The organism is Okeania sp. SIO2B9 (genome assembly GCF_010672505.1).
Taxonomy (GTDB): Bacteria; Cyanobacteriota; Cyanobacteriia; order Cyanobacteriales; family Microcoleaceae; genus Okeania; species Okeania hirsuta.
This window is the reverse complement of the sequence record NZ_JAAHGK010000702.1, coordinates 1-4,062: the sequence shown is the minus strand read 5'-3', so window position 1 is coordinate 4,062 and position 4,062 is coordinate 1. Positions and strand designations below refer to the sequence as shown.

At 32.1% G+C, this 4,062-nt stretch carries 2 protein-coding genes; both read right to left on the bottom strand.

Annotated elements, in window-relative coordinates; translation table 11 throughout:
- Positions 1–729 (bottom strand): NAD(P)-dependent alcohol dehydrogenase (locus F6K13_RS21945; protein ID WP_287288375.1); only part of this gene is annotated, 729 nt, incomplete at its 3' end.
- 1,193 nt (positions 730–1,922) lie between these two features.
- Complete coding sequence (locus F6K13_RS21940; protein ID WP_124144494.1) at positions 1,923–3,236, bottom strand: nucleoside recognition domain-containing protein; 1,314 nt, start codon at positions 3,234–3,236, stop codon at positions 1,923–1,925.
- Between the last annotated feature and the right edge of the window lie 826 nt (positions 3,237–4,062).

Here is a 4,062-nt window from a genome sequence, read left to right as displayed (position 1 = left end):
AGGTAAATTATCTACAGTTGGCAGAGTAGATATATAAATCCCCTGTGGTTTCAAGATATTTTCACAACTAGAAAAAGTTTCTTTACCCACAGCGTCAAAAATAATATCATACTGCTCTAATTCTTGAGTAAAATCAATTTGATTATAGTCAATAACCCGATTTGCTCCTAAACTTTCTACTAGGGTAATATTGTTACTACTACAAACACCTATTACTTCAGCTTTCATTGCTTTGGCAATTTGTACTGCAAAGATACCAACTCCACCAGAAGCACCATTAATTAATACTTTTTGTCCTGGTCTAATTTGACCTAAATCAAGTAATCCTTGAAAAGCAGTTAAACCTGCAACTGGAACTGTTGCTGCTTGAGAATGAGTCATATTTTTTGGTTTTAATGCCGCAGTATTTGCAGGTATAGCAATATATTCAGCATAAGCACCTCCTGTTAATGGATTAATAAATGTATAAATTTCATCTCCTGGTTCAAAACTTTCTACTTCTTCCCCTACTTCTAATACAACTCCAGATAAGTCAGAACCTAAAATAATAGGAAAGTTAAAACCTGATAATAATTGTAGTTGTCCTTGTCGAATTTTCCAATCGACAGGGTTAACACTTGTAGCGTGAATTTTTACTAATAATTGATTGGGTGTAATTTGAGGTTTGTCAATATCTGAATATTCCAAGACATCAATAGAACCATACTGATTAATAGTGACTGCTTTCATAGAATTTTTGTGTAAAATTAGGACTTGAATTAGAATACCAAGAATTTCCTTGTTTATCAAGGTATAAAATTGGAAATGAGGATGTACTGAAATTTCAGATGGAAGAATGAATCAAAGGAAATAATGGTAGAGATAGGTAGAAAATAGGATTTGATAGCAGCTAATTATATCCATCAGTTGATAATTCGTTTTTTGCAGCAAGAAGAAATCAAAAAAAGGGAAAAATAAATCAAGAGGAATAATTTAGATATGCAGATAGAAAATTTGCTGTTTGTAGAATTATAGTCATTTCAGTTGAGATTGACACCAGGTCTTCTTACCTTGAATTCCTTCCAGGCGAAACAGTATTTCATTGTTATCTAAAATTACTATATTTGTGAAAATTGCCATGATTTACTTCAGATAAAAAATCTGATATTTTTGATTTCTCTTTTTTTTCTTATAGCAGGGAACAGTGGGAAAAACATTTACCCTTATTCAGATCATCATCTACATAAGTCCTCAACAAATATGGTTTCCTACGGAATGCTGTGCAAATAGATAAGACCAAAACTCATAAATTATCGAACCATTAGAGTACCTCTTCAGATGACAGAACTGCCAAAAAAATTCTTAACTGAACAGAATTGCGTCCTAACCTACCTGTCTATTGCTATATTTCATAAATTGACATCTCCGATCATAAAAAATCAAATTAATTATCGCACAGAAATTATTAATTCTTTCCACCTACTCCCTACTACCTACTTCCTCTTTTATGGAGATGTCTAATATAAGATTGGAAATAAAATTTTAATTGATATTATTGCTTGTTTAATCATCAAAACATCATTCGACTAGAGTAGCTCTTTAGATGATATAACTGCCAAAAAAAATCCTTAACTGAACCGAATTGAGTCGTAACCTAGCTGTGTATTACTATATTTCATAAATAGACTATCTTCGATTATAAAAAATCCAATTAATTATCGTACAGAAATTATTAATTATTTTCACCTACTCCCTACTACCTACTTCCTCTTTTATGGAGATGTCTAATATAAGATTAGAAATAAAATTTCAATTGAAATTATCATTTTATTTTGGGTTTAATAACCCGCCGTCTACACGGTGTTGACAATTGGTTAGGGTTTGAGTCCCCATCCATTTTTTCTTCCTTCTTCCTTCTTCCTTCTTCAATGCTTGTTTAATCATCAAAACATCATCCGACAAACGACAAGAGAAGCTAAAATTCCTGCGACATCAGCACATAAAGCAGTAGGTAAAGCATATCTAGTTTTTTTAATTCCAACACTACCAAAATAAACAGCCAATACATAAAAAGTAGTCTCAGTAGAACCCTGCATAGTTGATACTAAATAAGAAAGAAAACTATGGGGTTCATTTGTCACTATTTCCGACATAATACCAAAAGCACCACTGCCAGATAAAGGTCTAATCAACGCCATAGGTAGTGCTTCAGTCGGCATTCCAATTAAATTAGTGATAGGCGATAAAATTACAGCAAAAATATCTAGAGCGCCACTTACTCTAAACATTCCAATAGCCACAAAAATTGCTACCATAAAAGGAATTATTCTGACGGCAACTTCAAATCCTGCTTTTGCTCCTTCCGTCATTTTTTCATAAACTTTAACTCCTCGAAAATAGCCAAAAAGTAGAAATGAACAAATTAATATTGGTAATAACCAATTAGACACACTCTCCAGAAAAGCAAAACTAAAAATATAGGTGATGCCTTTGAGATTTAAGCGATAAATTACTGCACCTAAAAAAGCACCGATTAAACTAGCAAAAATTAATTTTCCAATTTTGTTAGGTGGAGTTAATTCAGATATCTTTGTCTCGCCTTCTAATAAATCATTGCAATCTAAATCTGCTGACGAAATAGATTGATTTAAACTATAAATAGATTGCCGACGTGCGAAAAACTTTGCTGCGAAAATAGCCGTAATTGTAGAACAAAAAGTAGCAAAAATTGCAGGTAAAATAATATCTCCAGGGTTAGTAACACCAGCACTAGCTCGAACAGTTATTACACTAATAGGAATAATCGTAACTGAAGAAGTATTAATAGCTAAAAATAAACACATAGCATCTGTAGCAGTTCCCTTTTCCGGATTTAATTTATCCATTTCTACCATTGCTTTTAAACCCATTGGTGTCGCAGCATTTCCTAACCCTAAAGCATTAGCAGCTATATTCAAAATAATGGCAGACATTGCAGAGTGAGATGCAGGTATATCAGGAAAAAGTTTCACCATTACAGGACGAATTAAACGAGCAATTACAATCATTCCTCCTGCTGTTTCAACTACTTGAATTATGCCTAGCCATAATGCCATACTACCAATTAATCCAATGGCTAAAGTAACAGCATTTTTTACAGATTCAAACGATGCTTCAGTTATTTCTGTCATCCTACCGTTATATGCTGCTATAACTGTAGCTGAAACTATCATAAATAGCCAAAGACTATTAATTGGTGATACTTGTGATTTATTCATTTAACTTTTAGGGAGTAGGAAGTAGGGAGTAGGGAGTAGAATAGAAATAAAGATAGGTGTATTTCATTAGTCTGAGAAACGCTATAACTTCTAACTTTACCTAATAATTAAGGTTTAAAGCTTCTCCTTTAAAGGAGGAAAAATAAAAAAATTTTCTTAAGCGTCAATCCTCTTTTTTTCAAGGAGAGGTAATTGTTAATTATTAATTATTGAATACTAGCTTTTATCCCCAATAATTAAAGAGAAGAAGGAAGAAGTAAGAAGCAAGAAGGTTTTGGTTATCTAGGAGATAAGGAAAAATCTTCGTTGTCTGAGTTTTAAACTTATATGTCCACGCCCTTTGCTTCAACTACTATAAAAGATATTAGCTAAATCGAAGTATTACTTAGTAAATAATTATTTTTATAGCAGAAGAAAGAAGTCCTTTAGTTATCTAGGAGAAAAGAAAAAATCTTCGTTGTCTGAGTTTTAAGCTTATATATCCACGCCCTTTGCTTCGACTGCTATAAGATAAATTATCAATCTAATTAAATCAAAAATGAATCGAAAAAATATGTAGAAAATTAGGTAGTATTTGTCAGCATATTTTTTATCAAAATCATTTTCGTATGACCAAAAAATTAGGCTTATACCCTCACATTTTAAGGATATCAAAAATAAAATCCTGCATTCTCAAAGCTTATCTATTGCAGGAAGTATTGATAATTAATAGCTGAATTGACCGACAAATCACTACTTAGGATAAATGCACTTTTTTTCTTAGCTAATAAATAATTATAGTAGTTGAAGGAAAAGACGCAGATAGAGTAAAACCTGAGAACTCAGA